Raw genomic sequence first — 26,073 nt, 5'->3', positions numbered from 1 at the left:
CCGGCAGCGCCCGAATTCCGGCAGCCGTAACGGCTGCCGGCAGGGTTGGTGCCGGATCAGCCCGTGATCTCGATCCGGCGTGGCTGTACGCGTGCCTGTTTCGGAATACGAACCTCCAGCACCCCGTTTTCGGAGCGCGCGGAGATGTTTTCGGCATCCGCGGTGTCCGGCAGCGAGAAGCGGCGGAAGAAGGTGCCGCGCACCCGCTCGATCCGCTTGTAGCCGTTCTTTTCCTCTTCGCTTTCGTGCTTGCGCTCGCCGCGCAGGGTCAGCACGCCGTTCTCCATGTGGAGTTCGATGTCCTTCGGGTCGACGCCGGGGATGTCGGCGTGCAGCACGTAGGCATCGGTCTCTTCGCGGATATCCACGGCAGGCGCCCAGTCGGACGTCGCGGCGGAGTCGTCCGTGCCGGGCATATCCGGCATGCGGCCGAGTTCGCGCGACAGCTGACCCAGCAGGCTCCACGGTTCGTAACGCATCATTGTCATGGCTTTACCCTCCTCTTCCGGGTGTCAACTCTGACTCACCCATGGAGATAGGGGCCGCCGGGGAAATTTCAAGGGGTGGGAAAGGGGGCTGCGGCGCGCTGTCAGGGCCGTGTGAGGCGGCGGAAATCCAGCAGGCGATGCTGGTCGTCGGTGACCAGCTCGAACACGCCATAGACGCCGCGCTGGTCGAGGTGCTGACGCAGCAGCCGGGCGGGAAACTGCACGCTGATGCCGCCTTCCGACTCGGCGTAGACGACCGCCGCGCGCCCGGTGTAGTAGTCCTCCATCTCGTGGCGCGAGATGGACAGGTGCACGCGGTAGCGATGCATTAAGGAAACACCGATTATTCGAGGTTCTGGACCTGCTCGCGCATCTGCTCGACCAGGACCTTCATCTCGACCGTGGCGCGGGTGATCTCCAGATCATGCGACTTGGAGGCGAGGGTGTTGGTCTCGCGGTTGAACTCCTGCATCAGGAAATCCAGGCGCCGCCCGCTGGGGCCGTCCTTGTCCAGGATCTCGCGCACCGCCTTCACGTGGCCGTCGATGCGATCCAGCTCCTCGGCGATATCCAGGCGTTGTGCCAGTAGCGCCACCTCCTGCTCCAGCCGCTTCGGGTCCAGGCTCAGGTCTAGCTCGTTGATGCGGCTCAGGGTGCGTTCGCGCTGTTCGACCAGCATCGGCTCGCGCCGCTCGCGGATGAGCACGACATGCTCGGCCAGGGCCTCCAGGCGATCGCGCAGGCCGTTGACCAGTTCCTGGCCCTCGGCCTCGCGCATCGCCACCAGGGCGTCGATCGCGCTATCGAGCTCGGCAAGAATGGGGCCGGCGAGGCGGTCGGTGTCGATTTTCGCCCCCTCCAGCACCCCGGGCCAGGCGAGGATATCCAGCGGCGACACGCTGGCATCGTGTTTCATCATGTCGGCGACGGATTCGGTCGCCTCGATCAGCGACTGCACGCGGTCCACGTCGAATGCGGTGGGCGAGCCGCCCGACTGGCCGCGATCGCGCAGCACCACATCGACCTTGCCCCGACTCAGCCGTTTCTTGAGGCGATTGCGCACCTCGGGCTCCAGCGCCCGCAGGGCCTCCGGCAGGTGGATGCGCAACTCGAGATAGCGATGGTTGACGCTCTTCAGTTCCCAGTCGTAAACGCCCTGGTCCAGCGTCATCGGCTGCCGGGCGAAGCCGGTCATGCTCGCGATCATAAGGTCCCCTGTTGATAGCCCTGCGCGTGGTAACAGCCCGGTGCGCGTGTGATTTGCTGGCGTCTTCGGCCGCCTTTGCCCCAGATCCGCCGCGGGCGCGCTCATGTGAGAGCCTCTCCCGTCTCCCGTATACTGCGCGCCACTCCAATCTAGCAAGGATCAAGCATGCGACCCAGTGGCCGACAAGCCGACGAGATGCGCCCGGTGCGTTTTACCCGCCATTTCACCCGGCACGCGGAGGGTTCCGTGCTGGTGGAGTTCGGCGACACCCGGGTGCTGTGCAACGCGACCATCGAGTCGCGCGTGCCGCCGTGGCTGAAGAACAAGGGTCGCGGCTGGGTGACGGCGGAGTACAGCATGCTGCCACGCTCGACGCACGACCGCATGGCGCGCGAGGCCGCGCGCGGCAAGCTGGGCGGACGCACCATGGAGATCCAGCGTCTGATCGGCCGCTCCCTGCGCGCCGTGGTTGACCTGGAGGCCCTGGGCGAGCGCCAGATCATCGTCGACTGCGATGTCATCCAGGCTGACGGCGGGACCCGTACCGCCTCGATCAGCGGTGCCTATGTCGCCCTGCGCGACGCGATCCGCAAGGCGCGCGAGCAGGGCATGATCCGCAAGGACCCGCTGCACGGGCACCTGGCGGCGATCTCGGTGGGCATCTTCAACGGTGCGCCGGTCCTCGACCTGGATTACGACGAGGACTCCCAGGCCGAGACCGACCTGAACCTGGTGATGAACGAGGCCGGCGGCGTGATCGAGATCCAGGGGACGGCCGAGGGCCATGCCTTCCGCCGCGACGAGCTGAACCAGATGCTGGATCTGGGCGAGAAGGGCATCCAGCAGATCGTCGAGGCCCAGCGGGCGGCGCTGGCCAAGGGAGACACTGATTGATGGACACGTTCGCGTTGGCGCCCCATGTTTCCCGAGACCAGGCGCGGCGCGCAGTCGGTAGTGGTGCTACCGGCAAGCGGCGCAACGCAGGATCGGGGAACATGGGGTGCCAACCCCACAAATTCTTGACGGACGGGGCTCGGCCGATTTTGCCCGCTGACTGCGTTGCGGCTCGCTTATGTAGCTCGGCTACACGTCGCTCACCACGCCTTGTCAGCACGCAAAATCGACTCGAGCGCGAACGTGTCCATCAGTCAGTGTCTCCCTGGGGCTGAGCCATGGACCCATCCCGTCGCGTCGTCCTCGCCACCGGCAACCCCGGCAAGCTGCGCGAGATCCGGGCCCTGCTGGAGCCGCTGGGGCTGGCGATCGAGCCGCAGTCGGAACACGCGGTGCCCGAGGCTGACGAGACCGGGCTGACCTTCGTCGAGAACGCGATCCTCAAGGCACGCAACGCCGCGCAGCATACCGGCCTGCCCGCGATCGCCGATGACTCGGGCCTGGAGGTCGACGCCCTGCGCGGCCAGCCGGGCATCTACTCCGCGCGTTATGCGGGGCCGGAGGCGGACGATGCCGCGAACAACGCCAAGCTGCTGGAGGCGCTGGCGGGTGTCCCCGAGGCCCAGCGAGCCGCGCGGTTTCGCGCAGTCGTCGTGTTTCTGGAACATGCCGAGGATCCTTCGCCGCTGATCGCCGAAGGGGTCTGGCCGGGCCGCATCGTCGAGCAGCCCAGCGGTGCCAACGGCTTCGGCTACGACCCGCTGTTCTTTGTGCCCGAGGAGGGCTGCACCTCGGCCGAACTGCCCCCGGAGGCCAAGAATCGCCTGAGCCATCGCGGCCAGGCCCTGGCCAAACTGGTGGCACAACTGCGGGAACGTGCCGATCACTGAGCCGGCGCCTATGCTCGCGGGATGAGCGTATTCGCCACCCCGTTGCCCCTGGCTTTGTATGTGCACCTGCCCTGGTGCGTGCGCAAATGCCCGTACTGCGACTTCAACTCCCACGAGCCGCGGGGCGAGGCCCCGTTCGACGCGTATGTCGAGGCGCTGATGCGCGACCTCGAGTCGCAGCTCCCGGATGTCTGGGGGCGGCGCGTGGACAGCGTGTTCATCGGCGGCGGGACCCCCAGCCTGTTCCCGCCCGAGGCAATGGCGGACCTGCTCTCCGGTCTGCGTGCGCGGCTGCCCCTGCGCCCGGATGCCGAGATCACGCTGGAGGCCAACCCCGGAACCGCAGATCGCGCATACTTCCATGGCTACCGCGAGGCCGGGGTCAACCGGCTGTCGCTGGGTATCCAGAGCTTCGACGACGCCATGCTCGAGCGACTGGGGCGCATCCACGGCGGGGCCGAGGCCCATGCCGCGGTCGAGCATGCCCGCGGCGCCGGGTTCGACAACATCAACCTGGATCTGATGTTCGGCCTGCCGCAGCAGTCTGTCGAGGCTGGGCTGTCGGACCTCCAGGCCGCGGTCGATCAGGGACCCGAGCACATCTCCTGGTATCAGCTGACCCTGGAGCCCAACACCTATTTCGCAGCCCGGCCCCCGGTATTGCCACCGGATTCCACGATCGAGGAATTGTTCACACAAGGACAATGTGTGCTGGCTGCGGCTGGCTATACTCGATACGAGGTTTCCGCGTACGCCACGAGGGGGCGGGAATGCCGGCACAACCGCAACTACTGGACGTTCGGCGACTACCTTGGCATCGGGGCCGGGGCCCATGGCAAGCTGACACTGCCGTCCCAAGGGCGGGTGTTGCGGCGGACCAAGCCGCGCCAGCCCGCGGCCTACCTGGAAACGCCCGACCAGCACCGCGACCAGGCGGTCCCCGAGGCCGAGCTGCCGTTCGAGTTCATGCTCAACGCGTTGCGTCTGGTGGAGGGAGTGCCCGCGCATTGCTTCGAGGAGCGCTGCGGCCTGGACCTGACTACGCTGGAACCGGCGCTGGGCACGCTACGGGCAGAGGGTCTGCTGGTGTCCGATCCGCAGCGCCTGCAGCCGACCGAACGTGGCCTGGCCTTTCTCAATGACATTCTGGAGCGGTTTTTGCCGGAAGACATGGCGGGTGTGACAGCCGGGGCCCGGGTCATAGCGGGCCCGGAGGAGGTGCGGTGATGCGACCGGTGGAGTTTGTCGGCTTTACCTGCCCCTGGTGTGGCGAACCGGGCGAGACGACGGTGGACATGGTCAGTGCGGACCAGGAATGGATCGAGGACTGCGCCGTGTGCTGCGCCCCCATCGTGTTTCGGCGCGTCGAGTCCCCGGACGCCGAGATCCCGCAGGTGGAGGCCATTCGGGAGGGGGGATGAGTGTGACCCCGCCGTACACGCCGATTGCCTGCGAGCGCTACTCCGAACTGGAACTGGCGATCCTGCGCGGGCAACACCTGCGCACCCACTGGCGCCGGGGCGAAATGGATCGGATTGCGGTGGTGCGGCCGCTGGATCTGCGCACGCGGCGCGGGGCCGAGTATCTGATCCTGCGTGACGCCGAGGGTCGGCGGCAGTGGTGGCGGCTGGACCGCCTGGTCAGCTTCGAGCCGGTGCCCGGCTGATACGCCGTCCTTGCACGGCGAGCGCCTGGCCCGCCCCTGGAGATCGCTGCGCTGGCGCTCGCGATGACGGGAGGCGGGCGCGGGGCCCGCTTCGCGTCAGCTGCGCTTCATCTGGTCGAAGAACTCGGAGTTGGTCTTCGAGGACTGCATGCGACCGAGCAGGAATTCCATCGCCTCGATGTCGTCCATCCCGTGCAGGAACTTGCGCAGGATCCAGAGCTTTTGCAGCTCGTCCGGCGCGGTCAGCAGTTCTTCGCGGCGGGTGCCGGAGCGGTTCACGTTGATCGCCGGGTAGATGCGCTTCTCGGCGATGCGGCGCTCCAGGTGCACTTCCATGTTGCCGGTGCCCTTGAACTCCTCGTAGATCACCTCGTCCATCTTCGAGCCGGTCTCGACCAGCGCGGTGGCGAGGATGGTCAGGCTGCCGCCTTCCTCCACGTTGCGCGCGGCACCGAAGAAGCGCTTCGGACGGTGCAGGGCGTTGGCGTCCACGCCGCCGGTCAGCACCTTGCCGGAGCTGGGGGCGACGGTGTTGTAGGCGCGCGCCAGGCGGGTAATGGAGTCCAGCAGGATCACCACGTCGCGCTTGTGCTCGACCAGGCGCTTGGCCTTCTCGATCACCATCTCGGCGACCTGCACATGGCGCTGGGCCGGTTCGTCGAAGGTCGACGAGACCACTTCGCCCTGGACCATGCGGTCCATCTCGGTGACTTCCTCCGGGCGCTCGTCGATCAGCAGCACGATCAGGTAGCACTCGGGGTAGTTGGTCGCGATGCTCTGGGCGATGTTCTGCAGCATCAGCGTCTTGCCCGCCTTGGGCGGGGAGACGATCAGGCCACGCTGGCCCTTGCCGAACGGCGCCACGATGTCGATGACGCGGGCGGTGATGTCCTCGGTGGAGCCGTTGCCGCGCTCCATGCGCATGCGCTTGGAGGGGTGCAGCGGCGTGAGGTTCTCGAACAGCACCTTGTGCCGGGCATTCTCCGGTGGTTCGAAGTTGATCTCCGAGACCTTCAGCAGCGCGAAGTAGCGCTCGTTGTCCTTGGGCGGGCGGATCTTGCCGGCGATGGTGTCGCCGGTACGCAGCCCGAAGCGTCGAATCTGGCTGGGGGAGACGTACACGTCGTCCGGCCCGGCCTGATAGGAGCTGTCGGCGCTGCGCAGGAATCCGAAGCCGTCGGAGAGGATCTCCAGGACTCCGTCACCGTAGATGGCTTCACCGCTTTTGGCATGGGCCTTCAGCAGGGCAAAGATGATCTCCTGCTTGCGGGCGCGGGACATGTTGTCGATGCCTTTTTCTTCTGCAAAGGCGACGAGATCGGCAGCGGACATCCGCTTCAGTTCGGTCAGGTTCATTCGTGGGGTGCTGTGTTCAACGTGGATGATCGGCGACCGGGGATGGCCGCTCGGCTTGCCTTGGATTGAGTATCGGGGGCAGGTTGCGGTCTGGCGACCGCCTGAACTGAACCGATGGTAAGCGACGCGCCCGCTTGGGGCAAGGCCTGGTGGCGTCGTTTTTTTGGTACTGCAACCCCGGGGCCGCATGCGACCCCGGGGTATGCCGGATCAGAGGTGCTGGTCCAGGAAAGCGGTCAGCTGCGACTTGGACAATGCGCCGACCTTGGTGGCTTCGACATCGCCATTCTTGAACAGCATCAGCGTCGGGATCCCGCGAATGCCGTACTTCGGCGGCGTGGACGGGTTCTCGTCGATGTTCAGCTTGGCGACTTTGACCTTGCCGGCGTATTCTTCGGCGATTTCATCCAGAATGGGGGCGATCATCTTGCAGGGCCCGCACCACTCGGCCCAGTAGTCCACCAGGACTGGCTGATCCGCCTTCAGGACGTCTTCGTCGAAACCGGCGTCTGACGTGTACACAATTTTGTCGCTCACTCCGAGCCCTCATCACTTGGGTTGGGGGAACAGCCCGCAACGCCGGCTGCACGGCTCTTACTATCGACGATGATCGCCAGACAGTTCAAGTAATAGAGGATTCACATGACCGATCCCGCGCAGGAAACGCCCCGCTTCGACCAGCTCGATCTGCCCGAGGCCGTACAGGCGGGCATCCGCGCCACCGGTTTCGAGACCTGCACGCCGATCCAGGCGCTGACCCTGCCCATTGCGCTGGCCGGGCGGGATGTCGCCGGGCAGGCGCAGACCGGTACGGGCAAGACCGCGGCCTTTCTGATCGCCACCTTCAACCGTCTGCTGCGCCAGGCGCCCGCGCCCGATCGCCGGGCGACCGATGTGCGCGCCCTGATCGTCGCCCCGACGCGTGAACTCGCCATCCAGATCCACAAGGATGCCGAGATGCTGGGGCGCGAAACCGGGCTCAAGCTGGCGCTGGCCTATGGTGGTACCGGTTACGACAGCCAGCGCGAGCAGCTGGAGGCCGGGGCCGACATCCTGATTGGTACGCCGGGCCGGATCATCGACTACTTCAAGCAGAAGGTGTTCGGGCTCGGGCACACCGAGGTGGTGGTGCTGGACGAGGCCGATCGCATGTTCGATCTCGGTTTCATCAAGGACGTGCGTTTCCTGATGCGTCGCTGCGCGCCGGCCAGCGAGCGGCTGTCCATGCTGTTCTCGGCCACGCTGTCGCTGCGCGTGATGGAGCTGGCCTACGAGCACATGAGCAACCCGGAAAAGGTCCAGGTCGAGGCCGAGACCCTGACCGCGGATCGCGTGCGCCAGGTGATCTACTACCCGGCGAACGAGGAAAAAATCCCGCTGCTGCTGGGGCTGGCGCGCGATCTCAAGCCGGAGCGGGCCATCGTGTTCGTGAACACCAAGCACGGGGCAGAGAAGGTCTGCGACTGGCTGAACGTGAACGGGCAGAAGGCCGCGCTGCTCTCGGGTGATGTGCCGCAGAACAAGCGCTCGAGCCTGCTGGAGCGCTTCACCGCAGGCGAGTACGCCTTTCTGGTGGCGACCGATGTCGCGGCGCGCGGACTGCACATCCCGGCCGTGACCCACGTGTTCAACTTCGATCTGCCGCAGTCGGGCGAGGACTACGTGCACCGCATCGGGCGCACGGCACGCGCCGGGGCCGAGGGCGACGCCATCAGCTTCGGCTGCGAGGACTCCGCGTTCTACCTGCCGGACATCGAGTCCTATCTCGGCGAACGGATCCCCACGGAGACCGTGGACCCCGCAGCCCTGTTCAGCGACCCGGTGCGCCCCAAGCCGCGCCCGCGCAAGCCGCGCGACGACCGGCGCGGCGGCGGTGGACGTGGCGGTGCGCGCGGATCGGGTAAACCGTCGGGCGGCGGCGGGCACCGCCATCGCAGCGGGGGCGGCAAGCCAAAAGGCTCCTGAGCCGTTCTGCGAACAGGCGCAAGAGGGAGCAGGGAGGGGGAAATGGTGCCGACGGCAGGAGTCGAACCTGCGACCTATCGATTACGAATCGATTGCTCTACCAACTGAGCTACGTCGGCGAAGCGCGCCATAATAGCGGGGGTGGGGCTCGACAACAATCCCGCGCGACCGGCGGCGCGGGTTCCGGATCAGGCCGTGCGCTCGCTGACCCGAATAATCACGTCCACACCCAGCAGCTCTTTGCCTTCCGGCAGCGGGGGCAGGTGCGAGATATCGACCCGTGCGGGATCGACGTCTTCCAGCTCGCCGGTGTCGGTGTGGAACAGGTGGTGGTGCGGATTCAGGTTGGAGTCGTAGAAAAGCTTGGTCGGGTCGATCACGACCTCGCGCACCAGGCCCTTCTCTGCGAACAGCTTGAGCGTGTTGTAGACCGTGGCCTTGGAGACGCGCGACGAATGCTGCACCAGGCGGCCGAGGATTTGTTCGGCGCTCAGGTGCTGATGACGCGCGAACATTACGCGTGCAATCTCCACGCGCTGCTCCGTCGGAGAGATCGTGTGTTCGCGCAGCAACGCGCGGGCGTCGTCGACGTCCAGCAGATTCGGATTGTCAGATGTAGCAGACATATTCCGGACAATATAACAGCTGCTGGATCGCGTCCAGATCACGTCAGTCCGATGGGGGTCCGGAGGCGCAAGCCTCTGATAGAATGGAGCGGGTGATGGGAATCGAACCCACATTAAGAGCTTGGGAAGCTCCCGTTCTACCATTGAACTACACCCGCTTGAGTCGGCGATTGTAGGTCTTGTTGGCCTCCGGCTCAACGGCAAATTGACCAGTCGAAGAACTATGCAGATTCAGCTGAACGGCGAACCCTTCGAACTCCCCGAAGATGGCGAGGCCACCCTGGCTGCGCTGATCGAGGCGCGTGGCCTGGGCGGTCGCCGCCTGGCAGTGGAGGTCAACGAGGAGCTGGTACCGCGCAGCGAGCACGCCGCGCACCCGTTGCATCCCGGCGATCGCGTGGAGATCGTGCAGGCGATTGGGGGCGGTTGAGTCCGAGTCGCCGTCCGTAACTACTTTCAACGAAGGAATCACCATGACCGAATCGGCCGCCGCGTCTGCCGACGACCTCTTCCGCGTGGGTTCACGCGAGTTCACCTCCCGTCTGCTGGTGGGCACAGGCAAGTACCGCGATCTCGATCAGACCCGTGATGCCATTGAGGCCAGCGGGGCGGAGATCGTCACGGTCGCGATCCGCCGCACCAACATCGGCCAGAACCCGGACGAGCCCAACCTGCTGGACGTGATCTCGCCGGAGCGCTACACGCTGCTGCCGAACACGGCCGGCTGCTTTACCGCCGATGACGCGATCCGTACCTGCCGCCTGGCGCGCGAGCTGCTGGACGGGCACAACCTGGTGAAGCTGGAGGTCCTGGGCGACGAGAAGACCTTGTACCCGGATGTCTTCGAGACCGTGAAGGCCGCCGAGACCCTGGTCGCCGAGGGCTTCGATGTGATGGTCTACACCACCGACGATCCGCTGCTGGCGAAGCGCCTGGAAGAGATCGGCTGTCTGGCGATCATGCCGCTGGCCGCCCCGATCGGCTCCGGGCTGGGTATCCAGAACCGCTACAACATCCGCGAGATCGTCGAAAACGCCAACGTTCCGGTGCTGGTCGATGCCGGCGTCGGCACGGCCTCGGATGCCGCAATCGCGATGGAGCTGGGCTGCGACGGGGTGCTGATGAATACCGCCATCGCGGCTGCCGAGGACCCGGTGATGATGGCCTCGGCCATGCGTCACGCGATCATCGCCGGGCGTCAGGCCTACCGTGCCGGGCGCATGGCGCCGCGCCGCTACGCCTCGGCCTCCTCGCCGCAGACCGGCCTGTTCTTCAGCTGAGCATGAGTGAGTCTGCTGATTCTGCCTCCGACGACAAGCCCTTTTACCGGCGTATCCGCAGTTTCGTGCGCCGCGAGGGGCGGCTGACGCCGGGCCAGCAGCGTGCGCTGGACGAGCTGTTGCCGCGCTTCGGGCTCGCGCTGCCGGAGCCCGCGGCACCGCTGGACCTGGCGGCCGTCTTCGGCCGCGAGGCGCCGGTCACGCTGGAGATCGGCTTTGGCGACGGCGAGAGCCTGGCCGAGCAGGCGGCGCAGAACCCGGGGCGCGATTACATCGGCACCGAGGTCCATCGCCCGGGCGTGGGTCACCTGCTGCGCGAGGTGGAGCAGCGCGGTCTGACCAACGTGCGCGTCTCCGACCACGACGCCGTGGAACTGCTGGAGCACTACATCGCGCCGGCGGCCCTGGACGGGGTGCAGGTGTATTTCCCCGACCCCTGGCACAAGAAGCGCCACCACAAGCGCCGTCTGATCCAGCCACCGTTCGTGCGCCTGCTGGCCTCGCGTATGCGCCCGAGCGGGCGGCTGCACCTGGCGACCGACTGGGCCGAATACGCCGAGCACATGATGGCGGTACTGGAAGAATGCGCGCCGTGGTTCGAGCCGGATGGCCCGGTGCCGGCCCCGGGGCGGCTGCCGGAACGCCCGGTGACCAAGTTCGAGCGGCGCGGCGAGCGGCGCGGCCACGCGGTGGCCGATCTCCTCTACAGGCGCACCGACGCCGAGGCCTGACGGGCCTCAGGCCTCGCCCATCCACCAGGCGCTGACCGCGCCGGCCAGGCTCATCAGGGCGAGCACGAAAATCGCGACCTCGGTGCCCGCGAGCTGGGCCAGCAGCCCGAACAGCCCGCCCACGAGCAGCAGCGCGCCGATCACGGTATTGCTGACGGCGGTGAACGCGGCGCGGGTCTTCTCGGTGGCCATGTCCACCAGATAGGTCTTGCGCCCCAGCCGCACGCCGGCATGGCTGACCCCCAGCAGGAAGAACAGCAGCGCGTAGACGACCCCGCCCGGCACCAGCGCCGAATCGGTATCCACCGGCGCGAACCAGACACCCAGGGCGACCAGGATGCCGAGCCCTGCGGCCAGCAGGCCCGAGAGAATCAGTACCCAGCGGGAGGAACGATCGGACAGGCGTCCCCAGACCGGGGCGCTGACCGCCGAGGCCAGCCCGCTGGCCAGGATCAGCAGCCCAAGCGTGCCCAGATCCCCCGAGGTCGCATCCTCCGCCAGCAGCACATAGAACGGCAGCGCCAGGGCCGTGCTCATCAGCAGCGCGCGGGTGAACACGAAGTGCCCGAACGCGCGGTCGGTCCACAGCAGGCGTACCGAGGACAACGCCTGGGTGATCGCGTTGCCGCCGCCCTCGGTGGAGCCCGGGGCCTCGTGCAGGCGCGTAAAGGTCGCGGCCGCCACCCACCAGGCGCCGGCGGAGGCGGCCAACAGGGCGACGAATATGCCAATACCGGCATCCTCGAGGTTCGCCAGGGTCAGATAGACCCCCAGCCCCAGCGTGAAGAAGCCGGCCAGCGAGGCGGCATAGCCCATCACGGTGCCGCGGCGCTGCTTGGCAATCGTCTTGCCGAGCACGTCCTTCGCGGCCACCGAATTGATCCCGCGCGCCAGCGCGAACACGGTCAGCAGCCCGAGGATCGCCCAGCCCGCCGCCGCGCCCTCCAGGGTCAGGGCGACGATCGCCATCCCGGCGACCGCCAGCCCGGAGAGGACCGAGCCCAGGATCCAGAACCCCTTGCGGATGGCGCGGCGGCGAATGGAGGCGGCGACGAACAGCTGCGGGAGCAGCGAGCCCGATTCGCGGATCGGGACGAGGAAGCCGGCAAACGCGGCCGGGGCGCCCAGCGCCCCCAGCAGCCAGGCCAGTACCAGCCGCGCCGAGGCCAGCTCGTCGCCAATCTTGCTCAGCGTGTTGGAGACCAGGTGGACGAAGAAATTGACCGGCTGCGCGCGGCAGGCATCCTCCGGGATGTCCTTGCAGACGCGCGCGTCCTCTTCCCCGGCGATGGTCTCGTACAGGTGCAGGATCGGACGCGGCAGCTTTTCCGAATCAGTCTCGGCCATCGGTATCCCTGGTTACGAGGAGATCCCCCCCGCGCTGTCATTGCGAGGAGCGAAGCGACGAATCCATCGATTCTCGAAACAACCGGCCCCGCGGCCCTGCCATCGTCAGGAGGCTGCCTCGTCACCTCCTCGCCATGAGGGGCAGGGCCGGATTAGCGCCGCCCGGCGAGCGGGTCGTTCGGGTCGACGCTGTCGCGAAACGGCTTGCGCCGGTCGAGGTTCGTCAGCTGGTAGACGTTGCCCAGCCAGTTGTTCATCACCGCCAGTGCGGTGTCGTGCCAGGTGTTGTCCAGGCGGTCGAGCAGCAGTGCCTCCGGCAGTGCCGGGATCTCGGTGCAGTGCTCGACCGCGACCTGCACATGCTCGCGGTGCTCGTCGAGGATCGCCGCCGCCTGCGGCAGCAGGTAGTTCTCCGGCAGGGGCGGATAGCTCTCGCGTTCGCCCTGGATGTAGCGCACGACCTCGCGCTTGTACTCCTTGAGCAGGCTGATCGAGTCGTACTCCGGATGCCCCTGGAAGAAGACCATGCGGAAACCATCCGGTGATGCACCCAGATGGATGCCGGACTGCTCGCTCTCCACCAGTACACGCAGGCCGTGGCGCTCGAACTGCTCGCGCGAGACGTCGTTGTAGCGCGAGTGTGGCACGTCGAAACGCGTGTTCACGCCGGTGACCAGCGGGTGGCCGCGGTCCACCACGCGATGCGGGAACACGCCCCACAGCTTCTCGCCCATGTGCACGCGATGCTCGCCGTAGCGGGCCTGCAGTACGGCGTGGGTGGCAAGGCAGGAGCACAGCGTGGAGGTCACGTTGTCCCAGGCCCAGTCGACCACCTCCGCCAGGGGCTCCCAGAACGGCTCCAGCGCCAGATCGGGCTGGGTCACGTTGGCCCCGGTGATGATCAGCGCGTCGAGGCCATCCTTCTTCAGATCCTCGAAGTCCTCGTAGTAGTGCTTGATGTGATCGCGCCCCTTCGGCCCGCGCTTGAGTTGCGGCAGGGTGAAGGGGTGGATGTAGAACTGCGCGATCTGGTTGCTCTCGCCGATCAGGCGGAAGAACTGGCGCTCGGTGGCCGCCAGGGCGGCGTCCGGCATCATGTTCAGCAGCCCGATGTGCAGCGCGCGGATCTCCTGCTGCTGGGCGAAGTCGCTGGGCAGTACGGTCTCGCCCTCGCTCTTCAGGCGGGCGAAGGTGGGCAGGTCGGAGTGGGCAACGAGAGGCATTAGAGGCGTGCCTCCCGTTCCAGGGCCATGCACACCAGGTCGTCGAAGTCCGCGGCGTTGCGGACCTGCGCGAGCTCGGTGGTGCTGATGGTGTAGCCGTGTGCCTCCGCGATTGCCTCGTAGCGTGGCAGGCGCGCGCGGAACAGGCGCGAGAACACCCAGCGCACAAAGGCGTCCGGGTCGATCTGGGCGACATAGTCCAGCCCCTCGTCGCGCATGTACTCGGCAAGCTGCTGGTCGAGGAAGGCCTCGCGGTAGTACAGCGGCTTCGGGTCGCGTTCCGCGCGCTCGATCAGCTGGCGCTCGTCTTCGTCAGTCGCCTTGATGTAGAGGATCAGCGTGTGCTCGGCGAGGGTCTCCAGGACGCCGGGGCTGTCCAGTTCGCAGACCGAGCCGCCGGCGTCGTTGACGAAATGCGGATAGCCGAACAGCGTCTGCGACTTGTGGATGAAGTCCGGCACGTCGAGCATCGCCTGCACCTCGGACTCGTGGTGCAGGTTCTGGCGGCGCTTGAACTCGGTCAGCGGCAGGCCGCCCTGTTCCGGGTTGCCGAGCTTGCCGAGGAAGCTCGCGACCGGGTGCAGGTTGTCCACCGTGATGTTGTTGATGATCTGGATCGAGTCCGAGCGCAGCAGGTCGCGCAGAAACGGCACGGCCATCGCCTGGGCCTTGATGTTGTCCAGGATCGGTTCGCTCAGGTAGCGCGTGCCGATGCGGTAGTCACCCGAGTAGTGGAACCACTCCTCGCGTCGGAGCATGTTGGACAGGCGCGTCTTGCCGACACCGGACATCCCTAGCAGGGTGATCCGGCGATGGTCCAGTTGGCGGTATTCTTCGGGCGAAAGGCGCATGTCCGGGTTTCGTTTAACGTCGCAGGATGAACAGGATACCCGCGATCACGGCCAGACCGCTGATCACATAGTGGTCGTACTGAAACTGCAGCCCCAGCAGGCCGCGCAGGCCGAACAGGATCAGCCACGCGCCCAGCAGAATGTTTCCTAGCATGCGCATCCCTGCGTTTCTCCCCGTCTATCGTTAGCGGATCAGTTGACTGAGCTCGCGGAACTGCGGGTCGGCCGCGTCGCGCAGCCACTCGAACAGTACCGATTCGTGGTTCGTGATGATCGCGCCCGCCGCGCGCAGTCGCTCCAGTCCGTTGCGCTTGCGCGTGGCGTCGCGCGAGCAGACGGCGTCCTCGACGACGAATACGGTAACACCTGCGTCCAGCAGTTCCAGAGCCGTCTGAGTGACGCAGATATGCGTCTCGGCGCCGGTCAGGATGATCTGGTCGCCGCCAGTCAGGCGCGCGTGGAGGTCGTCTTCCGCGCAGCAGGAGAAGGCCGTCTTGTCGGTCAGCGTGCCATGTCCGTCCAGTGCCTGCTGCAGGCTCGCGGTCACCTCGCCCAGCCCCTTCGGATACTGGCGCGAGACCTCGATCGGGATGTCCAGCTTGCGCGCGGCCTCGACGAGCCGTGCGGTGTGGCGTTCCACCGCATCGCGTTCGCTGTCCGGCATTGCGGCCAGCAGCCGCTCCTGCAGGTCAATCAGGACCAGGCGGGAACGGGCACGGTCGCAGCGGGCGCGTGGATCGACGGTCATCGCTCCAGCAGCTGGTTGATCGACTCCAGGTCCGCGACGCTCAGGCGGCCGGCGGCGCGCTGCAGGCGCAGCGAGTCGGTCAGGAAGCCGTAGCGGGCCTCGGCGTAGTCACGCTCGGCGCGGAACACCTCGCGCAGGGCCAGCAGCACGTCGACCTGGGTACGCGTGCCGACCTCGAACCCGGCTTCCGCCGACTCGAAGGCGGCCTGGGTGGAGATCAGTGCCTGCTCCAGGGCGCGCACGCGCGAGCTGTTCGCGATCACCGACAGATAGGCATTGCGCGTGTCCTGGGTGGTGCGGCGTTCAACGAGCGACTGGCCTTCCTGTGCGGCCTGGAAGTCCTCGCGGGCCTGGCGGGTCAGCGCGCTCACGCGCCCGCCGGTATAGAACGGCACCTCCAGGCGCACGCCCACCTGGGCCTCGGTGCCTTCGTTGAACAGGGGCCCCACGCCCTGCGCGCCAGCGCCGCCGTCATCGATACCGTGGAAACGGTTTTCGCTGACCGAGGCGTTCAGGTTCAGCCTTGGCTGGCCCTCGGCGCGCTGACGCTGGATCTGCTCGCGGGCGGTCTCGGTGGTCAGACGCTGGGCAGCCAGCTCCAGGTTATTTTCCAGCGCGATATCGACCCATGCCTGGGCATCGGCCGGTTCTGGCGGGGTCAGTTCGGCATCCTCGCGCAGCACGTCGAGTTCGTCCCAGTACGTATTGGTGATTACCGCGAGTTGTTCGCGCGCCACGTCCAGCTGGTTCTCCGCGGCGATGCGTTCGGCCTCGGCGATGTCGCGCTGGGCCTGGGCCTCTTTCACGTCGGTGCTGGCGATCAGGCCCACCTCGAAGCGGCGCTCGGTCTGTTCCAGCTGGCGGCCGATGGCCTCGAGCTCCGCCTCGCGAAAGGCCAGTGTCTCTTGGGCAACCAGTACATCGAAGTAGGCCTCGGATACCCGCAGGATCAGGTCCTGGCGGGCGGCGTCCAGCTCGGCCTCCGCGCGCGCAATCTCGAGATCGGCCTGGGTCAGTTCAATGAAATTGCGGCGGTCGTAGAGGCTCTGCATCAGCGATACGCCAAAGCTGGTCTGGCGTCCGTCGAAGCTGTCCTGGTTGCGATAGTTGTTGTAGAAGGCGCCGGCCTCGGCCTCGCCGGTGATCTGCGGCAGGAACGCGGAGCGCGCGATCGGACGGTTCTCGAGCACGCTGCGGTACTCGGCCTTGGCCGCGCGCAGCTCGGCGTCTTCCGTGGCGGCGCGTTCGTAGACCTCCAGCAGGCTGGCGGCCGGGGCCGGACTGGCCACCAGCAGGGCGATGCCGGCAGTCGCCAGCGTGGAAAAAATACGTTTGACGGACCGGTTCATGGGCGCGGCTTCCTGAATAGACAGGGAAAGCTCCATCGTAGGGAAACACCGGGCAATGTGCACGCGGACCCGTGTTTCTGCGATGGAGACCCCGGCGGGCGGACGGCCGGGGGTGGGAAGTCAGAATTCGAACGCGGGTTTCGGTTCGAAACCGACCAGCGGCTCCACACGCGTCTCGAACAGCACGTCGTGGCGGACGCTGTCCTCGGTGGTGCGGGTAATCAGGTTGGCCTGCATGATCGGGCCGTCACCGGTGATCACGAACAGCCGGCCACCCAGGGTCAGGTAGCGTTCGAGGAAGTCGTTGTATTCGGTCATCGCGCCGGTCAGCACGATCACGTCATAGCGCTCGCGCGGCGGAGCCCACTCGGGGGTCACGGTGGCGGTGCGCAGGCTGGCGTTCTCCAGCCCCAAGTCGACCAGCGTATTGCGCGCATTCAGGCGCAGTTCGTCAATGCGCTCGATGGAGTCGACGTGCGCGGCCAGGCGTGCCAGGCAGGCGGTGACATAGCCGGAGCCGGTACCGATCTCCAGCACCGTCTCGGTCGGCTGCGCCGCGGCGGCCTGCAGCAGGCGGCCGATCACCACCGGTGGCAGGGTGTGCGCGCCATGGCCGAGCGGGATTTCGGAGTCGGCGTACGCCAGGGCCTTGTAGGCGTCCGGCATGAAGCGTTCGCGTGGAAGCGTTTCCATCACGTCCAGTACACGCATGTCCAGCACGTCCCAGGGACGGACCTGCTGTTCAACCATGTTCATCCGGGCCAGGGCGAAATCCATCGCGGAGTCCTCGAGTACGTCAATAGCGGCGAAAGAGTACGTTCGCACGCTCGTCCAGGCAAGTTGCTGTAGGAGGCCAGCCCTCTGGCCGATGGGCCCGGACCGACAGCCGATCGGCCAGAGGGCTGGCCTCCTACGGGTTCGGGGCGGTGTGGAGGGCATCCTCGATCGCCCGGATACGCGCACGCTCCAGGGCCTCGCCGAGGGCCTTGCCCTTGTGCCCCTCGGCCATCAGGGTCTGGACGTCGACCCCCTGCGCGGCCGCCACGGCGCGGCGCACCGCATCGGCCTGGGGATAGGGCTTGTCCTGCCAGCCGGTGCGCCCGCGAAAATCTGCCTCCACCGCGAGCAGGAAGGGCTCGACGTTGTCCGGCCGGCGCAGGGCATCGAGCCCGTCTACGAGTTTCATCACCGTCTTCGGGCGCAGCTCGAAGACCCGGTGCACCAGTCCGTGATAGCGCGCGACCCGCACGGCCAGTTCGCGGTAGCGGTTGGGGATGCGCAGGCGCTCGGCCAGTGCGCGGATCAGTACGACCCCGCGCTCCTCGTGGCCGTGGTGGCTGGGCAGGATCTCGGGGTCGGTGTTGCCCTTGCCGAGGTCGTGGACCAGCGCAGCGAAGCGGACCTCCGGGGACTCGGACAGGCGGGTGGCCTGGTCCAGCACCATCAGGGTATGCACGCCGGTATCGATCTCCGGGTGGTAGCGCGCCGGCTGCGGGACGCCGAACAGGCATTCGATCTCGGGGAACAGGCGGGCCAGCGCCCCGGCCTCGCGCAGCACCTCGATGAAGCGGCGCGGGGCCGGGCTCTTCAGGGCCTTTTCGCACTCGGCCCAGACGCGCTCCGGTACCAGCGCATCGACCTCGCCGGAGGTGACCAGCTCGCGCATCAGCTCCCGCGTGTCATCGGCGACCCGAAAGCCCCATGGCTCCAGTTGTGCGGCAAAGCGGGCCACGCGCAGCAGTCGCACCGGGTCCTCGGCGAAGGCGGGCGAGACGTGACGCAGCAGGCGCGCCTCGAGGTCGGCCTGGCCGTTGTAGCAGTCGATCAGATGGCCGTCGGCGTCCTCCGCCATCGCGTTGATGGTCAGGTCACGCCGTTCGAGGTCGGCCTCCAGCGTGACCTCGGGCGAGGCATTGAACTGGAAGCCGTGGTAGCCGCGCGCGGTCTTGCGCTCGGTGCGCGCCAGCGCATATTCCTCGTGCGTCTCGGGGTGCAGAAAGACCGGGAAATCCCGCCCCACCGGGCGGAAGCCGGCAGCCTCCATGGCCTCGGGCGTGGAGCCCACCACCACGTAGTCGCGTTCATGCACCGGGCGCCCCAGCAGCCGGTCGCGCACCGCGCCCCCGACGAGATAGGTCTGCATGGCGCCCGCGCGGCCGCTAGCCGCGGTCGACCTCGCGGGTATGGGTGCGCAGGGCCTGCTTGCGTGCCTCGATGCCGCCACCGAGGTACTCCGGGGCGATCGCCTCGAGGCGCGTCGGGCAGGGCAGACGGGACTCACCTTCGCAGACGCTGTCGATGGTCAGCGAGGCGAAGTTGTCGCGCGACAGCGGCTTGCCGGGCACGAACTCGAACACGCTGGCCTGCAGCTTTCCGGCCCAGTCGGGGAGCGCGATGACCGGGCGGCGGTGGCCGATCAGGCGGCCGACATAGCGCACCAGCTCTTCCAGGCTGTAGGTCTGCGGACCGCACAGCTCAAAGCCTTCGCCGAAGGTCTCCGGATCCTCCAGGGCATCCACGAAATGCTCGGCGACATCGCCCACGTAGACGGGCGCGAACTCCGCGTCCGCCCTTGCCAGCGGCATGAACGGCGAGATCTTCAGCAGGGTGGCGAAGCGGTTCAGGAAGGAGTCGTCGCGCCCGAAGATCACCGACGGACGAAACACCGTGACCGGGAACGCATCGCAGGCGAATACCAGCTGTTCAGCCTCGCCCTTGGTGCGCAGGTAGTGGCTGGGCGGGTTCTCCATGTCGGCCTTCAGCGCGCTCATCTGCAGGAAGCGGCGCACTCCGCAGCTTTCGGCGGCCGCCAGGGCCTTCTGCGTCAGTTCCACATGCGCGGCGCGAAAGCCCGAGCCGTTGCGGCCGCGCTCGTTCAGGATGCCGACCAGGTTGATCACCGCGTCCTGCCCCGCAAAGACGCGCTCCAGCGTGGCCGGGTCGTGGGCGCTGCCCTCGACCAGATCGACCTCGGGGTTCACCAGCAGGTCACGGTGGCGGTGCGGGCGCCGCGACAGCACGCGCACGCGGATACCGCGATCGATCAGGCGGCGGATGATCTGGTGGCCGACAAAGCCGGTGCCGCCGAGGAGGCAGACAGAGCGAATCGAATCAATCGACATGGTCCCAAGGTCCTTCCGAAAGCCAGTGGGGCTGGTCTTATACTCGGGTGACTGTCAATCTTCAAACCGGGTTCCGTCAGGGAAACACTGATCAATGTACACACGCGCGTTGGTACCCCAGGTTTTCCGAGACAAGGCGCGGTGCGCAGCCGGTAGTGGTTCTACCGGCCCGTTATTGACGGATTCGGGCCGCAATGCAGGATGGGAGAACCTGGGGAGCCAACCCCGAAGGGGCTCGGCCGCCCGTTGTTATCAAAAACGGGCGTGGGAACTGCGTTGCGGTTCCCCTGTGCAGAATGACTGCACGGCAGTCACCGCGCCTTGTTCGCACGCAAAAGGGACTCGAGCGCGAGCGTGTACATTGATCAGTGTTTCCCTTGTTCATTCCGAGGCCTCGACATGACCGACCTGACTGCCATCAATCCCGCCACTGGCGAAACACTGGCCCGGTACCCGCGGATGGGTCCCGAGGCCCTGGAGGCCGCGCTGGCGCGGGCGGCCAGCGCCCAGCAGGACTGGGCGGCGCATCCGGCTTCGGTACGGGCCCAGTGCCTGCGCGATCTGGCTGCCGTGCTGCGTGATCAGCGCGAGGCGCTGGCGCGCACTGCCACGCAGGAGATGGGCAAGCGCCTGGTCGAGGCGCGTGCCGAGGTCGACAAGTGTGCGAATGCCTGCGATTACTACGCCGACCGCGGTCCGGACTTTCTCCAGGACACGATGATCGCCTCCGACGCGAGCCGTTCGTTCATCGCCTGGCAGCCACTGGGTACCGTTCTTCTGGTCATGCCCTGGAACTTCCCCTACTGGCAGGCCTTTCGCCAGGCGCTCCCGGCGACCCTTGCCGGCAACACCGTGCTGCTCAAGCACGCCTCCAATGTCCCGGGCTGTGCCGAGCACCTGGAACGTGTGTTCACCGAGGCGGGCCTGCCCGAGGGCGTGTTCCAGAACCTGCCGGTCGGGTCGGGCGCGGTAGAGGGCATTATTGCCGATACCCGCGTGCAGGGCGTGAGCCTGACGGGATCGGAAAGGGCCGGGCGCGCGGTGGGCGCGGCTGCCGGCAAGGCGCTCAAGACCTCGGTGCTGGAGCTGGGCGGCTCGGATGCCTTCGTCGTGCTGGCGGACGCCGATCTCGACCACACCGTCGAGCAGGCGGTGCGCGGGCGTTTTCAGAACAACGGCGAGACCTGCATCGCCGCCAAGCGCTTCATCGTCGAGGAATCGATTGCGGACGCCTTTGTCGAGCGATTCCGGGCGGCCATCGAGGCGCTGGTAATCGGCGACCCGATGAGCGATGACACGAATATCGGGCCGCTGGCGCGCGACGACCTGCGTGACGAGCTGCACGACCAGGTCCGGCGCAGTGTCGCCGCCGGCGCGCGGCTGGTTACCGGCGGCGCGCCGCTCGAGCGGGCGGGCTACTTCTACCCGCCCACGCTGCTGGACGCGGTCGAACCGGGTATGCCCGCCTTCGACGAGGAGACCTTTGGCCCGGTCGCCGCGGTGACCCGCGCACGCAACGCGGATCACGCGATCACGCTCGCCAATCGTTCGCGTTTCGGTCTGGGCGGCAGTGTCTGGACCGCCGACCCGGTACGTGGCGAGGTCCTGGCCCGGCGCCTGGAATGCGGCTGCGCCTTCGTCAACGGCATCGTCAAGAGCGACCCGCGCCTGCCCTTCGGTGGGGTCAAGGACTCGGGCTACGGCCGCGAACTCTCCGAACTTGGCATCCGGGAGTTCCAGAACGCCAAGACGATCTGGGTGGGATAGCACCACCCTGGCCAGGAGCGTCCTCTAGTGCGCGGGGGCGCTCCGGGGGCGGGCGCGGTACAGGCCGAGTTCCAGGCGGCTGTGGCGGTCGGCGTGATCACGCTTTTCCAGGATGCGGGCCACCAGGGGCTCGTCGCGGTCCAGCAGCTCGGCGGCCAGGCCGTTGCGGTCCCGTGGCAGGTAGCCGAGTTGGTGGTCGACCCAGTCGATGGCGACGGCCTTGTCGTCGTGGGGGTTCAGCCGCTCCCGGCGCAGGGTCAGGGCCTGGCCGCGCTTCAGGGCGTTCCACAGCTTCGGCGCATCGTGGTGGCGAAAGCCGGCCAGCGGGATGGTCTGCAGCAGTTCCTCGGTGGTGGCGGTGGCGCTGTAGCGCCCGCGCTTGGCGTAGTAGCCGCGCAGGGTGGGGATCGGGCGGGCCTGCTGGGTCTTGTTCGGCATTTCGGACTCCCTGTGGTCTGGATCTTGGGGTCCGTTGTAGCACTGGGGGTGGCTCACAGAATGAGCCACCCCTGTTAATCACCTCTTGAATGCCCCTGGACGGCTTCCCAGTGCACGGTGTCGCCACGCCGAATGGTGCCCGGCCCCAAGGGCCGCAGGCAGATACCGCTGTCCTGGCGCAGGGCCCCCGCGAGGTTGTAGCCGACCACCTGGTTGAGCCAGCCGCAGGGCGGGCGCGGCCGGGTGATGGCGAAACGCACGGCACCGATGCGCAGGATCCCCGCGCGCGGGCTGCGTCGGAGGCCGCTGACCACGAGGTTGCGGCGGTGGTCGCCGGGCACCGGGGTTGCGGGCTGGCGCAGGCGGCGCGCCCGCCGCGTGGCGCGCTCCATCTCGGCGCTGCAGATGAGGGTGACGGGGCAGGCTTCCACCGTGTGCCAGTGGCCATGTCCGGTGGCGTAGCGATCTCCGGTCAGGCCCGCTTCGGTGACATCCACGGCGGCGCGCTCGCACATGGGTGCGCCGGCCTGGTCGGCGATCCAGATCGCCTCCAGTCGGCCGGAGGCGGTGGTGGATTTGCGGTGGGCCAGCCAGCGGCGCAGCATCAGGACGAAGCCGGGTATTGCGCAGCGGCCTCGTGCAGCGTGGCGGCGACGCGGGCGCGCAGGGTTTCGGGGGCCAGGACCTCGACCCCGGCGCCGTGGCGCAGGATCTCCTGGATCAGCTCGGTGGGATCCCCGAAGGGGACTCGCAGATGGTAGTGCTCGCCTTCGAAGTGGCCGGTCTGGTCCGGGTGCCAGGTCTCGTCCGCGACCCAACGCGCGTGTTCCGGGGTGAAGCGCAGCACCGCCCATTCCTGCGCGGGACCGGTGAAGATGCCGAAGGCCGCGCCGGTGTGGGCATCCAGCGTGGACTCGTCAATATCGCGGTAGGTGCCCTCGGCCGGGGCTGACGAACGGATGCGTTCCAGGGCAAAGGTGCGCAGGTCCTGTGCCTGCTCGCACCAGGCGATCAGATACCAGTTGTCGCGGTAGTAGAGCAGGCGTTGCGGGTGCACGACGCGCCGGGTCGCGGTGTCGCGGGCGCGACCGTGGTACTCGATTGCGATTGGCTGTTCGTCCAGCGTGGCGGCGGCCACGGCCTGAAAGCCCTCGCTCCGCCCACCCCGCTGCGCCAGCGGCTGGATGCGGATGCGACGACGCACGGCGTCCGGCTGGTGCCCGCCGCTGGCGAGCAGCTCGCGGATACGACCCTTCAGTGGACCCAGCGTGGGTGCCAGCAGACCCGGCTGCACGTCTTCCAGCAGCTGCTCCATGGTCAGAAGCGCCAGCAATTCGGATTCGTTGAACCACAGCCCCGGCAGTTCGAAGGCCGGGGCGTCCTGCCCATATCGGTAGCCGTTGGCCTGCGGGTCGTACTCAATCGGCGCCTGCATGAAGTCGCGCATGTACTCGAGGTCGCGCTTGATGGTGGCGCGCGAGACCTCGAGCCGTTCCATCAGGTCCGCCAGTGACGGCGGGCGCCGCGCCTGCAGCAGGCGGTGCAGATGAAAGATGCGTTCGGCGCGGTTCACCGGGTCAGCAGGGAGACGGTCATGTTCGGAACGCTAAGCGTAAATGCGGTCTTTTCGCAATGCTGTGGGCTTGATGGTGGGTCGGAGCGCTCCCGGTCGAGCCGATGACCTGGAGGTTTCGTGCACGGCGTTCGGAGCGATGTGTGTCTTCGCAGGCCGTTAATTGTGCAAGGGGGCACGGCGATGTCGATGAAGCTTCGCGTTGCGAATTGCGCCGACAGACGGTCAGCCCTTCCAGGCATGCTTCCAGCATGAGCTCCCGAATCGTTTCATGTTCGGACTCCCGGGAGCGTGGTCCGCAGCAGTCATCTGGTGCGACTGTGCCGGACTCGAACAGGTGGTGCAGATCCTCTCCCTGCCACTCGGCGATGACGCGGCGTGAGGCGCTGTCGATGATCCGCAGCGAAGGGTGGGTGCGTTCCAGCCAGGCATCCAGTGTGAACATCCGAGACCTCCTAAAGTAAATGAGAAGCGTTCGCAATTGAAGGTTGAAGAAAGACAGCGCACGGGTCAAGTGGCTTTCCGGGTTTTTGTGAAAAATTCAGACCCATCCGCCTCTCGGGTTGCCAAGGGAGAGATGCTGCGGCTCCTGCCGCTCGCGCCCAGGAGGTTGTTTCAGTGGGGCAGGCCCCGCGCGATACCGGAGACAATCGTCATGGATAGTCCAGACGGAGCGCGAGGCGGCGTTGCCCGGGGGGAATAGGGGGCGATCGATGCACCGCACCGCGCCCATTTTCCGACGAGTAGCGTTTGCCCTTCATCAGGATGGCCTGTCCAGCTTCGGTGATTAACGGAGAGCGCCCGCCTAGCACGCCCTCGTTGTCGTTCTGTTGCAGTCGTTCGCGGTTCAGGTGTCGCTCGTCCGCGTACTCGGTGCTGGGCCCGACGTAGGTGCACAACATCCGAAGGACATTGTTGTCCACATGGAACAAAGGGCAGGGCTGGTGATCGAGGACTTCGAGCTGAATCCTGACGCTGACCGCGCTCGCAACGATGGCGAATGCATGGGCGAGATGTTCAATGTCCCGGCCCAGCAGATGGACCTGGAATGGGGGCTGTCCGGTGGCTTCCAGGAGCCGGAGCCGTACCTGGTCGGGACGGCAGCGGGTATCCAGCAGCATACCCGGCTCGGTACTGGCCAGGGCTTCCGACTGAGTTGACAGGGCTGGGCCCAGAGATCGCCTCCAGATCAGGGCATTGACCTCTTCACGGTGGATGCCCAGGAGCTCCCGGGCCTGGTCGACGAAGCGGTGACGGCTGGAAGGCCCTGGGCGATTCGCGGGTTGATTCTCCGGACTCATGCGGATGAAACCTCTCGGGTCCGGGATTCTTCCGGCGATCCCTCGGGCTCGTCCGAAAGGCGCCAGACCGGAAACGGGTCCTCGAAGTACTGCCATTGCTGCGGGCCCGCCGCCATTTCGTCGTCGGTGAGCAGGCAGGCATCGAGACGCTGGCGCATGGCGTCTGCGTCCATTTTTATACCGATCAGTACGATCTCCTGGCGGCGATCGCCGAAACGTTCGTCCCATACTGGCGCTATGGCCGTGTCCCACCAGTCCTCGTTAGTGGGACGTTTCTCCGGCGGTACGGCGGCCCACCAGAAGCCGGCGGCGTGATGCGTCAACGCGCCGCCGGCCTGCGACAGTGTGCCGGCCCAGTCCGGGCGCGAGGCCAGCCAGAACCAGCCCTTGCTGCGGATCACGCCGGGCCACTCCTGGTGCAGCAGGTCAAAGAAGCGGGCCGGGTGGAACGGGCGATTCACCCGATACACGATGCTCGAGATCCCGTATTCCTCGGTTTCCGGCGTGTGTCCGCCCATCATCTCCTGCGCCCAGCCAGCGGCCTGCGATGCGCGGTCGAAGTCGAAGCGGCCGGTGCCCAGAAGCAGTTCGAGGGGAACGTTGCCATGGGTGGCCTCGATCACATGCGCTTCGCGGTTCAGGCCGCGGACCACGCCGCGAACGGTCGCGAGTTCATCGGGCGTCGCGCGGTCCACCTTGTTGATGATGATGACATCTGCAAACTCCATTTGATCCACCAGAAGGTCGACGACGGTGCGCTCGTCCTCCTCGCCCAGTGATTCACCCCGATCCCCTAGATAATCGGTGGAGGCATAGTCCTTCAGCAGGGCGCCGGCGTCGACGACGGTCACCATGGTGTCGAGGCGGGCGACATCATCCAGGGACTGACCGTTCTCGTCGCGGAAGGCGAAGGTGGCGGCCACGGGCATGGGCTCGGAAATGCCGGTGGATTCGATGACCAGGTAGTCGTATTGCCCGGATTCGGCGAGGCGGCGCACCTCCACCAGCAGGTCGTCCCGCAGCGTGCAGCAGATGCAGCCGTTGGTCATCTCGACCATGCGGGCATCGGTACGGGTGACGGCATCCTGGCCGCCGCGCACCAGGGCGCTGTCGATGTTGACCTCGCTCATGTCGTTGACGATGACCGCGACGCGCAGCCCCGACTGGTTGTGCAGGATGTTGTTCAGCAGCGTGGTCTTGCCGGCGCCGAGAAAGCCGGAGAGGACGGTGACGGGAAGACGTTTCATTGCT

The 26,073-nt window shown here is 66.9% G+C and carries 31 protein-coding genes and 2 tRNA genes; 10 read left to right on the top strand and 23 right to left on the bottom strand.

Going from position 1 to position 26,073, the window contains the following annotated elements; all coding sequences use genetic code 11:
- Window positions 1-56: 56 nt before the first annotated feature.
- The 3 genes from F466_RS0101440 to F466_RS0101430 all read right to left on the bottom strand — a co-directional run bounded on the left by F466_RS0101440 (window position 57) and on the right by F466_RS0101430 (window position 1,695).
- The gene (locus tag F466_RS0101440; protein WP_012983839.1) at window positions 57-488 is read right to left on the bottom strand and encodes an Hsp20/alpha crystallin family protein; all 432 of its coding nucleotides are present in this window, start codon (window positions 486-488) and stop codon (window positions 57-59) included.
- A 101-nt stretch (window positions 489-589) separates the two neighbouring features.
- Window positions 590-817: a DUF2835 family protein gene (locus F466_RS0101435; protein ID WP_012983838.1), complete on the bottom strand. Its 228-nt coding sequence runs from the start codon at window positions 815-817 to the stop codon at window positions 590-592.
- A gap of 14 nt (window positions 818-831) precedes the next feature.
- Window positions 832-1,695, bottom strand: a complete 864-nt coding sequence (locus F466_RS0101430; RefSeq protein WP_018993279.1) for a YicC/YloC family endoribonuclease — start codon at window positions 1,693-1,695, stop codon at window positions 832-834.
- Window positions 1,696-1,860: 165 nt separating this feature from the next.
- On the opposite strand from F466_RS0101430, the gene rph reads away from it, so the two are divergent.
- The 5 genes from rph to F466_RS0101405 all read left to right on the top strand — a co-directional run bounded on the left by rph (window position 1,861) and on the right by F466_RS0101405 (window position 5,145).
- The gene (rph, locus tag F466_RS0101425) at window positions 1,861-2,589 is read left to right on the top strand and encodes a ribonuclease PH (RefSeq protein ID WP_012983836.1); all 729 of its coding nucleotides are present in this window, start codon (window positions 1,861-1,863) and stop codon (window positions 2,587-2,589) included.
- Between the two features lie 278 nt (window positions 2,590-2,867).
- A complete protein-coding gene (rdgB, locus tag F466_RS0101420; RefSeq protein ID WP_018649114.1) occupies window positions 2,868-3,479 on the top strand; it encodes an RdgB/HAM1 family non-canonical purine NTP pyrophosphatase in 612 nt (203 codons plus the stop codon).
- Window positions 3,480-3,500: 21 nt separating this feature from the next.
- On the top strand, window positions 3,501-4,706 hold the full coding sequence (hemW, locus tag F466_RS0101415; protein ID WP_018993277.1) for a radical SAM family heme chaperone HemW: 1,206 nt from the start codon (window positions 3,501-3,503) through the stop codon (window positions 4,704-4,706).
- Entirely contained in the window at window positions 4,706-4,900 is a 195-nt protein-coding gene (locus F466_RS0101410) for a CPXCG motif-containing cysteine-rich protein (protein ID WP_018174973.1), read from the top strand. The genes hemW and F466_RS0101410 overlap by 1 nt, the downstream gene beginning before the upstream one ends.
- Window positions 4,897-5,145, top strand: a complete 249-nt coding sequence (locus F466_RS0101405) for a transcriptional antiterminator, Rof (RefSeq protein WP_018174972.1) — start codon at window positions 4,897-4,899, stop codon at window positions 5,143-5,145. The genes F466_RS0101410 and F466_RS0101405 overlap by 4 nt, the downstream gene beginning before the upstream one ends.
- A 96-nt stretch (window positions 5,146-5,241) precedes the next feature.
- On the opposite strand, the gene rho is transcribed toward F466_RS0101405, so the two are convergent.
- Both rho and trxA read right to left on the bottom strand, forming a co-directional pair.
- Entirely contained in the window at window positions 5,242-6,501 is a 1,260-nt protein-coding gene (gene rho, locus F466_RS0101400) for a transcription termination factor Rho (RefSeq protein ID WP_012983831.1), read from the bottom strand.
- A gap of 210 nt (window positions 6,502-6,711) precedes the next feature.
- The gene (gene trxA / locus F466_RS0101395) at window positions 6,712-7,038 is read right to left on the bottom strand and encodes a thioredoxin TrxA (RefSeq protein WP_012983830.1); all 327 of its coding nucleotides are present in this window, start codon (window positions 7,036-7,038) and stop codon (window positions 6,712-6,714) included.
- Between the two features lie 105 nt (window positions 7,039-7,143).
- Here trxA and F466_RS0101390 point away from each other — a divergent pair, with 105 nt between their 5' ends.
- Window positions 7,144-8,466, top strand: coding sequence for a DEAD/DEAH box helicase (locus tag F466_RS0101390; protein ID WP_012983829.1), 1,323 nt, complete (start codon window positions 7,144-7,146; stop codon window positions 8,464-8,466).
- A 43-nt stretch (window positions 8,467-8,509) separates the two neighbouring features.
- On the opposite strand, the gene F466_RS0101385 is transcribed toward F466_RS0101390, so the two are convergent.
- From F466_RS0101385 to F466_RS0101375, 3 genes are all read right to left on the bottom strand, one after another.
- A tRNA-Thr gene (locus tag F466_RS0101385) sits at window positions 8,510-8,585 on the bottom strand.
- A 69-nt stretch (window positions 8,586-8,654) separates the two neighbouring features.
- Window positions 8,655-9,092 carry a Fur family transcriptional regulator gene (locus tag F466_RS0101380; RefSeq protein ID WP_012983828.1) on the bottom strand — a complete coding sequence of 146 codons (438 nt, stop codon included), beginning with the start codon at window positions 9,090-9,092 and terminating at the stop codon, window positions 8,655-8,657.
- An 84-nt stretch (window positions 9,093-9,176) separates the two neighbouring features.
- A tRNA-Gly gene (locus F466_RS0101375) sits at window positions 9,177-9,250 on the bottom strand.
- A gap of 65 nt (window positions 9,251-9,315) precedes the next feature.
- Here F466_RS0101375 and thiS point away from each other — a divergent pair.
- Genes thiS through trmB form a run of 3 tightly spaced genes read left to right on the top strand, consistent with a single transcriptional unit; the run spans window position 9,316 to window position 11,103 of the window.
- The gene (gene thiS / locus F466_RS0101370) at window positions 9,316-9,522 is read left to right on the top strand and encodes a sulfur carrier protein ThiS (protein WP_012983827.1); all 207 of its coding nucleotides are present in this window, start codon (window positions 9,316-9,318) and stop codon (window positions 9,520-9,522) included.
- Between the two features lie 43 nt (window positions 9,523-9,565).
- Window positions 9,566-10,372: a thiazole synthase gene (locus F466_RS0101365; protein WP_012983826.1), complete on the top strand. Its 807-nt coding sequence runs from the start codon at window positions 9,566-9,568 to the stop codon at window positions 10,370-10,372.
- Window positions 10,373-10,374: 2 nt separating this feature from the next.
- Window positions 10,375-11,103: a tRNA (guanosine(46)-N7)-methyltransferase TrmB gene (gene trmB / locus F466_RS0101360; RefSeq protein WP_018993275.1), complete on the top strand. Its 729-nt coding sequence runs from the start codon at window positions 10,375-10,377 to the stop codon at window positions 11,101-11,103.
- A 6-nt stretch (window positions 11,104-11,109) separates the two neighbouring features.
- Here trmB and F466_RS0101355 read toward each other — a convergent pair whose 3' ends face one another.
- The 9 genes from F466_RS0101355 to F466_RS0101315 all read right to left on the bottom strand — a co-directional run bounded on the left by F466_RS0101355 (window position 11,110) and on the right by F466_RS0101315 (window position 19,743).
- On the bottom strand, window positions 11,110-12,450 hold the full coding sequence (locus tag F466_RS0101355; RefSeq protein ID WP_018139466.1) for an MFS transporter: 1,341 nt from the start codon (window positions 12,448-12,450) through the stop codon (window positions 11,110-11,112).
- A 152-nt stretch (window positions 12,451-12,602) separates the two neighbouring features.
- The gene (locus tag F466_RS0101350; protein WP_018174970.1) at window positions 12,603-13,673 is read right to left on the bottom strand and encodes a homoserine O-succinyltransferase; all 1,071 of its coding nucleotides are present in this window, start codon (window positions 13,671-13,673) and stop codon (window positions 12,603-12,605) included.
- On the bottom strand, window positions 13,673-14,524 hold the full coding sequence (locus F466_RS0101345) for a hypothetical protein (protein ID WP_018139464.1): 852 nt from the start codon (window positions 14,522-14,524) through the stop codon (window positions 13,673-13,675). The genes F466_RS0101350 and F466_RS0101345 overlap by 1 nt, the downstream gene beginning before the upstream one ends.
- A gap of 13 nt (window positions 14,525-14,537) precedes the next feature.
- Window positions 14,538-14,678: a hypothetical protein gene (locus F466_RS13680; protein ID WP_196799362.1), complete on the bottom strand. Its 141-nt coding sequence runs from the start codon at window positions 14,676-14,678 to the stop codon at window positions 14,538-14,540.
- Window positions 14,679-14,708: 30 nt separating this feature from the next.
- Entirely contained in the window at window positions 14,709-15,272 is a 564-nt protein-coding gene (locus tag F466_RS0101335; protein WP_018993274.1) for an isochorismatase family protein, read from the bottom strand.
- Window positions 15,269-16,621: a TolC family outer membrane protein gene (locus F466_RS0101330; protein ID WP_018993273.1), complete on the bottom strand. Its 1,353-nt coding sequence runs from the start codon at window positions 16,619-16,621 to the stop codon at window positions 15,269-15,271. The genes F466_RS0101335 and F466_RS0101330 overlap by 4 nt, the downstream gene beginning before the upstream one ends.
- A gap of 120 nt (window positions 16,622-16,741) precedes the next feature.
- Window positions 16,742-17,398 carry a protein-L-isoaspartate O-methyltransferase gene (locus F466_RS0101325; RefSeq protein ID WP_018139460.1) on the bottom strand — a complete coding sequence of 219 codons (657 nt, stop codon included), beginning with the start codon at window positions 17,396-17,398 and terminating at the stop codon, window positions 16,742-16,744.
- A 133-nt stretch (window positions 17,399-17,531) separates the two neighbouring features.
- Window positions 17,532-18,764 carry a multifunctional CCA addition/repair protein gene (locus F466_RS0101320; protein ID WP_018139459.1) on the bottom strand — a complete coding sequence of 411 codons (1,233 nt, stop codon included), beginning with the start codon at window positions 18,762-18,764 and terminating at the stop codon, window positions 17,532-17,534.
- 16 nt (window positions 18,765-18,780) lie between these two features.
- The gene (locus F466_RS0101315; RefSeq protein WP_018139458.1) at window positions 18,781-19,743 is read right to left on the bottom strand and encodes a complex I NDUFA9 subunit family protein; all 963 of its coding nucleotides are present in this window, start codon (window positions 19,741-19,743) and stop codon (window positions 18,781-18,783) included.
- 399 nt (window positions 19,744-20,142) lie between these two features.
- Between F466_RS0101315 and F466_RS0101310 the strand changes: the two genes are divergently transcribed.
- Complete coding sequence (locus F466_RS0101310) at window positions 20,143-21,510, top strand: NAD-dependent succinate-semialdehyde dehydrogenase (RefSeq protein ID WP_018993272.1); 1,368 nt, start codon at window positions 20,143-20,145, stop codon at window positions 21,508-21,510.
- Window positions 21,511-21,534: 24 nt separating this feature from the next.
- Here F466_RS0101310 and F466_RS0101305 read toward each other — a convergent pair whose 3' ends face one another.
- From F466_RS0101305 to zigA, 6 genes are all read right to left on the bottom strand, one after another.
- Complete coding sequence (locus F466_RS0101305; protein WP_018139456.1) at window positions 21,535-21,948, bottom strand: HIRAN domain-containing protein; 414 nt, start codon at window positions 21,946-21,948, stop codon at window positions 21,535-21,537.
- Window positions 21,949-22,022: 74 nt separating this feature from the next.
- Window positions 22,023-22,553 carry an MOSC domain-containing protein gene (locus F466_RS0101300; protein ID WP_018993271.1) on the bottom strand — a complete coding sequence of 177 codons (531 nt, stop codon included), beginning with the start codon at window positions 22,551-22,553 and terminating at the stop codon, window positions 22,023-22,025.
- Entirely contained in the window at window positions 22,553-23,521 is a 969-nt protein-coding gene (locus F466_RS0101295; RefSeq protein WP_018993270.1) for a YafY family protein, read from the bottom strand. Before F466_RS0101295 ends, F466_RS0101300 begins: the two co-directional genes overlap by 1 nt.
- A 19-nt stretch (window positions 23,522-23,540) precedes the next feature.
- Window positions 23,541-23,966 carry a hypothetical protein gene (locus tag F466_RS13610; RefSeq protein WP_155987372.1) on the bottom strand — a complete coding sequence of 142 codons (426 nt, stop codon included), beginning with the start codon at window positions 23,964-23,966 and terminating at the stop codon, window positions 23,541-23,543.
- 208 nt (window positions 23,967-24,174) lie between these two features.
- Window positions 24,175-24,822: a DUF1826 domain-containing protein gene (locus F466_RS13245; RefSeq protein WP_081622282.1), complete on the bottom strand. Its 648-nt coding sequence runs from the start codon at window positions 24,820-24,822 to the stop codon at window positions 24,175-24,177.
- Window positions 24,819-26,069, bottom strand: a complete 1,251-nt coding sequence (zigA, locus tag F466_RS0101285; protein WP_018993268.1) for a zinc metallochaperone GTPase ZigA — start codon at window positions 26,067-26,069, stop codon at window positions 24,819-24,821. Before zigA ends, F466_RS13245 begins: the two co-directional genes overlap by 4 nt.
- Window positions 26,070-26,073: the final 4 nt, after the last annotated feature.

Origin of the sequence: Thioalkalivibrio sp. ALgr1 (assembly GCF_000378285.1) — a bacterium.
In the GTDB taxonomy this organism is placed as follows: domain Bacteria; phylum Pseudomonadota; class Gammaproteobacteria; order Ectothiorhodospirales; family Ectothiorhodospiraceae; genus Thioalkalivibrio.
The sequence above is the reverse complement of the archived record's forward strand: the minus strand, read 5'-3'. Positions and strand labels throughout refer to the sequence as shown.